This window comes from Halomonas sp. DP4Y7-1, from assembly GCF_019800705.1.
Classification (GTDB): domain Bacteria; phylum Pseudomonadota; class Gammaproteobacteria; order Pseudomonadales; family Halomonadaceae; genus Halomonas; species Halomonas litopenaei_A.
Map to the genome: position 1 here is coordinate 160,054 of NZ_JAHVKS010000012.1, position 6,012 is coordinate 166,065.

Below are 6,012 nucleotides of genomic sequence, written 5' to 3' on the forward strand. Positions count from 1 at the left end.
GGAAGGCCCGTGGTGGAGGCCTGCGTCGTGACTGTCTCGGCATAGCCTAATAGATGCAGCGCCAAGGATCATCTGCGGGCAGTCACGCTGTGACAGATCGTCGGCTACTTCGGGTCACGTCGACGTTGGCGTTCGCTGAAGAACAGCCAGATGCATAGGGCGGCGACCAGATAGACCACTAGAGGAATGGCCAGGCCGTAGGCCAGGACCTTGAAGGAAAAGTCGTTTTTGACAAAGAGAAACAGCAGAAGCACGGGGAACCAGCAGAGAGCGATACCTTGCGCGAGCTTCTTTAGTGCGGTGATGACCACCGACGGTGCCTTGTCCTGCATTTACGCCTCGTCATATCCATATGGGCTGAAGAATTCTCCTGCCATGTCTAAGGGCACCTTGTGCACCCTAGTCGTCATGCACCGCAGCCATCAGGCACCGCAGCCATCGTGCACAGAATGCTCGCACCCGCGCTAGTCGGTCTCTTTTGGAGGTGGCGGGAAGGCACGCTGTATCTCTCGTTGGTTGGTATGACACACCTCGAGAGGAAAGTGCGATTCGATCCAGCGGGTAAAGCGCTGGCCCTGCATGGTTTTACGCTGTGCGCCTAGCCCGCGGCACAGGTTCAAGGCATTTCCTACCTCGCCGCCGACGATAATGACCTTGAACAAGGTGCCGGCAGAGTAGCACATGACCGCATGAGCAGGCCGGTGTGGGCGGCTCACGTCCTTCACCTCGAAGTCGTGGACGTGATCGGTGTATTGGTATTCGGGGAAGTCGGAGAGTGCACCTAGCATGAATCATGGCTCCTTGTGCGGTGTCTTCACATCATCCGTGACGTGAACAGCGAAGGACTGCGTCAGGTTGCCCAGGGGCGATGGCTTGGGGCTGGTGGCCCGCTTGCCTGGGGGTTCGATAATGCCAGAGCTGGCGTCACGATCAATCACCAGGCAAGAGGTCTTCCTGCATCATGGCCTGGAGACAGCGTGACGGGACTCAGCGGTTCAGGGCCAGCGGCGTTGGCGGGTGGCCCGCTGCCACGAAACAGCAGGACCGGTTCTGCTAGCGCGAGCAGGAAGCGCGAGCAGGAAGCGCAGTCGCGACCGGACTGAGCTTCCGCTTCGGTAGGCCACTGTAGTGGGGCTTTGCTGCGTGCTCTGAGTTCCGCAGGTCGAGTTCTTTGCCTCGTTTCCTGTGCCCCGTTCCTTGTGCCCCAGGGCCTCTCAGGGTCTCCCGGAGCTCAAGACAGTTCGACTCGTCCCGGTGCAAGCGGTAACGCTTAGATGAGCTCTTCGATGTTGTCGACGGTGGGCTCGAGGATGAGCTCGCCAGTGCCTTGCTTTACCACGCGGTTGGGTTCGATAAAGCAGGTGACGAGGCACCTGGCGCTCTCGCCACCGTCGGAGATGGTGTAGGTCTTCTTGGTCGATACAACACGACCCTGGACGAAGACCAGGCTTGTCTTTCCTTCTTCTTCCGCGGTGAAGGGCAGTTCAAGCAGTTCGTCTGTGCCGGGTACTTCCAGCAAGGTATCGATCTGATGTTCGGGCATGTCCAGCGGTGACGGTTTCAGCGTCAGGGGTTCGAGAGACTTTGTGTTGAGGGAGTCTGTGAGTTGGAACATCAATCGGTAGTTCATGTCTCGTCCTGGTTGGTTTCCTTCCGGCGTAGTGCCTTCACACGCCTGTTCCCTGCGGTGCTCACTCACCCTCCGCGGCGCTGAGGGCCCGGCCGATCTAGGAGGTTCCCGACCATGGCTACAACGCCTGCAGTATCAGTGACTTAAGAATTATACAGCGAGCGCCCCTTGTATAGCATTTGTGATGCGTCAGGGCTAATACTTTATGCCGAGGCGGGCAGAAGCTGGCTGGCACAGCCAGGGCTGGGCGTGTTGCATCACCCCCTTTCGAAGGGTGGGGCTGTGTCGTGGTTGGGTCATATGAGCGTATCGTAAAACAGGACGTGGTGATTTTTTGCTCATTTTTCCCGCTTTCTGTCGGCACCTTCTATCCCCACTTTTTATCAGCCCTTCCTATCAGCCCTTCCTATCAGCCCTTTCTGTCTACACTTGCTATCTGCCTATCAGGTGAGGTTAGGAAATAAGAGTTTTCTTTGTAGGAAATATTGGACAATTCAAGATGTGGTTGAATGACCTCTTTTTCCTAACTGCTTTCCGTTCTTCACCCTTTCTATGTCAATTCTCCTATCGTTGTGCTTTTCCGCTACGACATTCATTTTTGCTGCATTTTTTCACTTCCTTTTCTTGGGGTAGTATCTCGATAATATCGAGTCTCCTCAGCATGTCTTGTCAGCCAATTGGCGTGACAGCAGGTGACGATAAATATACGTCTGGAAACGTTGAGCAGGGTCATTATGTCCAGGCATCACGGCCGTTGAGTGAGGTCTTGCGGTAGCCATTGCTACGCCGTATGAAGTGGCAAAGTAATAAGTAGAGTTAAGTTTAGGTATGAGTAATATTATTCCAAAAATACATGGTAGTCAGGCAGTGGTACAGCGCATTTTTATCGGCGACATGCCAGAGACATTATGGCTATAGCGTTTGATCACTGAGTGTAAATTCCGGGACAAACCGTTGCCAACATTTCTTGGATGAAGACGACGTTTTACGTCCCCCCTCCGGTATTGCTCTGGTCGACCGGCGTGATGACATCCTTGCCTATTAGGCGGGCGTCATCCAGGCCGATGCCATCGAGCATCGCGAAAGTCCCGTCTACTTCACCGTTCAGGCGCGCTTCTAGTGGCCGCGCCAGATACGTGCCATGCCCTCCAGGAGGGACGTTTGATGAACCCACGCCGTCCGCTGTTTCGCCATCTTGCCATCGTCATGATCAACGCCTTGTTCTGGCATCCCGTGGTGGTGCTGGCAGACGGCATCGTGGTGGCACCGGGGGGCAACACCCGGCTCGATCAGGCCGGCAACGGCGTGCCGGTGGTCAACATCGCCACCCCCAACGACAAGGGGCTCTCCCACAACCGCTTTCGCGACTACAACGTGGATGCCCGCGGGGTCATCCTCAACAACGCTACCGGCAAGACTCAGTCGACCCAGCTTGGCGGCATCGTGGTCGGCAATGCCAATCTGCGCGGTCAGGCGGCCCAGGTCATCCTCAATGAGGTCAATGGCGGCAATCCGAGCCGACTGGCGGGCTACACCGAAGTGGCCGGTCAGGCCGCCAAGGTGGTGGTGGCCAACCCCTACGGCATCTCCTGCGATGGCTGCGGTTTCATCAACAGCCCCCGGGTCACCCTGACCACCGGTGCGCCGGTGATCGAGGACGGCCGGCTGGATCACTACGCGGTGGATCAGGGGCAGGTCGCCATCGAGGGGCTGGGGCTGGACGCCCGTGAGGTGGATCAGTTCGAGATCCTTACCCGGGCCGCGGCGCTCAACGCCGAGCTGCACGCCCAGGACCTGACGATCGTCGCAGGCGCCAACGATGTCGACGCCGCGAGTCTCAGCACCACGCCGCGTGCCGGCAAGGGCACGCGCCCGGCCCTGGCCATCGATTCCTCGGCGCTCGGCGGCATGTACGCCGAGCGCATCCGCCTGGTCGGTACCGACGCCGGGGTCGGCGTGCGCCTGGCCGGTGACATGGCCGCCAGCGCCGGCGACATTCGCATCACCGCCGATGGCCAGCTGAGGCTTGCCGACGCTTCGACCCTGACGCGCCTGATCACCCAGTCCAGTGACGCTAGCTTCGGGGGTGACGTGCATGCCGACCAAGGGGCCGACATTCAGGCCGACAATACCCTGGACATCTCTGGCCGGCTGAGCAGCGGCAGGGATATCACGCTCTCAGCGCAGCGCCTGACCACCACCGGTGATGTAGTGGCCGGCGTCCGCGGCGGACAGCGACGCGCGGGGGCTGAGCTCGCGATCACCGCCGCCACCCTGGACAACCGTGGCCGACTCGACGCCAGTGACCGTCTGGCCGCGACCACCGGCGTGACCCACAACCGCGGCCAGATGCTGGCAAGCGAGCTGGCGCTGACGTCGCGCCAGAGTTTGGACAATGGCGGAGAGATCCTGGCGGACAGAGTGTCCCTGAACGCCACCCAGCTCACTAACCAGGGTCTGGTGGAGGGACAGCGTGTCGCGCTGACGGCGGATGTCATCGACCAGCAGGGACGTGTTCAGGCCGATCACGCCAGCCTGAGCGCCACACGCATCGACAATCAGGGCACGCTGTACGCCGAGCGGCTGTCGCTGTCGGCCCCGGACCTGGTCAACCGTGGCGACCAGGCGACCCTGTCCGCCGGTAGCGCCCTTGAGCTCGAGACGCGACGCCTGGCCAACCTGGGCGGTTCGCTGGTGTTCGCCCCGGGGCAGGACCTGCGACTCGACCTGGAGCGCTTCGACAACCAGGGCGGGCGCGTTGTTCTGGACGGCTCGCTCAGCGGTGACATCGGTCAATGGAACAATGCCGAGGGTCAGCTGGCGGCCAAGGACATCGCCTTGAGCGCGGCCTGGGTCGATAACCGCAGTGGTCTGATCAGCGCCGAGACCGGTGCGCTGGCGCTGGCCAGCGATGGGGAAATCATCAATACCGGGGGCACGTTGCAGGCCCGTCAGGGCTCGCTGACGTTGACCGCGGCGGAACTCGACAACCAGGGCGGCAAGGCCGTTGCCCGAGAGGCGCTGACGGCCAGCGTGAGCGGTGTCGTGGGCAACCAGGACGGTGGGCGGCTCAGTGCCCGCCAGCTTAGCCTCAGCGCCCAGGACCTCGACAATCGGGGAGGCGAGGTCGACGCCGCCGGCGCCCTGAACGTGAGTCTGAGCGAAAGCCTGGATAACGCGGACGGTCGCATCAGTGCCGGGCAACTTGCCATCGTCGCCCGGCATCTCGATAACCCAGGGGGCCAGGTGGTGGCCGACGGCGACCTGACGGCCACCCTGAGCGGTCACCTGGGCAACCGCGACGGCGGCACCTTGGGCGCCGAGCGGGTCGTGCTCACCACAGGGCAGTTCGACAACCGTGATGGCGCGCTGCTGGCAGGCGATGTGCGGATCCACAGCCAGACCCTGGACAACGCCCGGGGCATGATCAGTGCCGACGATGCTCTGGCGATGACGGTGACCCAGGCGCTGGCCAACCGTCAGGGCCAGATTCAGGTGGTCGAGGGAGGCCTCGAGGCTCGCCTGGGCAGCCTCGACAATCAGCAGGGTACCCTGGTCGCCAGACGGCTCAGCGTGGCCTCGCAAGGTGCCATCGACAATCGTCAGGGGCAGCTGGTCGGTGACGAGCTGCGCCTGGATGCAGGAAGCCTGGACAATCGTCAGGACGGTCGCCTGACCGCCTCCTACCTGACGCTGGCCATCGATGACGCCCTCGACAACCAGGGCGGGGTCCTCGACGCCGACCAGGGCGAGCTGCAGGTCGCGGCACGGCGTCTGGACAACCGTGGTGGCACCCTGAGTGCCAGCCAGCTGGACCTGGGCCTGGACCAGGGCATCGACAATCGCGACGGCGGCCTGCTGCTGGCCGATGACCTGCGCCTGACGGCCGGGTCGCTGTCCAACACCCAGGGGCGGGTGCTGGGGCAGTCGCTGGTGCTGACCTTGGCGGAACTTTATAACGCCGGAGGGCTGATCAGTGCCACGCAGGCGCTGGATCTGGCGCTGAACGGCGCGCTCGACAACCAGGGAGGACGGCTGCAGGTCACCGACGGACAGCTGCAGTTGAGCGACGCCACCCAGGTGGATAACCGCCAGGGTGTGCTGGTGGCCCAGCAGTTGTCTCTTGTCGATATCGGTCGGCTGGACAATCGTCAGGGCCAGCTCGTCGCCGATGGGATCCGCGTGGCGGCCACCACCGTCGATAACACGCAGCAAGGGCTGATCAGCGCCGCCGAGACACTGGACCTGACCGTTCAGGAGGATCTGGCCAACGCCTCGGGCACGCTGGAGGCCGCTCGGCTGAATGTCGCGGCCACCCGCGTCGACAACACCCAGGGCAGGCTGCTGGCGGACCGGATCGGGCTGAGGGCAACGACCCTGGG

At 62.1% G+C, this 6,012-nt stretch carries 4 protein-coding genes; 1 reads left to right on the forward strand and 3 read right to left on the reverse strand.

Going from position 1 to position 6,012, the window contains the following annotated elements; all coding sequences use genetic code 11:
- Window positions 1-104 precede the first annotated feature (104 nt).
- The 3 genes from KUV72_RS18975 to KUV72_RS18985 all read right to left on the reverse strand — a co-directional run bounded on the left by KUV72_RS18975 (window position 105) and on the right by KUV72_RS18985 (window position 1,630).
- Window positions 105-332, reverse strand: coding sequence for a hypothetical protein (locus tag KUV72_RS18975; protein ID WP_222239416.1), 228 nt, complete (start codon window positions 330-332; stop codon window positions 105-107).
- A 132-nt stretch (window positions 333-464) separates the two neighbouring features.
- A complete protein-coding gene (locus KUV72_RS18980) occupies window positions 465-788 on the reverse strand; it encodes a hypothetical protein (protein ID WP_206938462.1) in 324 nt (107 codons plus the stop codon).
- 482 nt (window positions 789-1,270) lie between these two features.
- The gene (locus KUV72_RS18985; protein ID WP_206938463.1) at window positions 1,271-1,630 is read right to left on the reverse strand and encodes a hypothetical protein; all 360 of its coding nucleotides are present in this window, start codon (window positions 1,628-1,630) and stop codon (window positions 1,271-1,273) included.
- A 1,164-nt stretch (window positions 1,631-2,794) separates the two neighbouring features.
- Here KUV72_RS18985 and KUV72_RS18990 point away from each other — a divergent pair.
- A partial coding sequence (locus tag KUV72_RS18990; protein WP_222239417.1) for a filamentous hemagglutinin N-terminal domain-containing protein occupies window positions 2,795-6,012 on the forward strand: 3,218 nt, incomplete at its 3' end.

What these genes read in the sequence shown, in the direction of transcription:
- KUV72_RS18975 (WP_222239416.1), bottom strand. Translation starts at nt 332, where the DNA reads ATGCAGGACAAGGCACCGTCGGTGGTCATCACCGCACTAAAGAAGCTC.
- KUV72_RS18980 (WP_206938462.1), bottom strand. Translation starts at nt 788, where the DNA reads ATGCTAGGTGCACTCTCCGACTTCCCCGAATACCAATACACCGATCAC.
- KUV72_RS18985 (WP_206938463.1), bottom strand. Translation starts at nt 1,630, where the DNA reads ATGAACTACCGATTGATGTTCCAACTCACAGACTCCCTCAACACAAAG.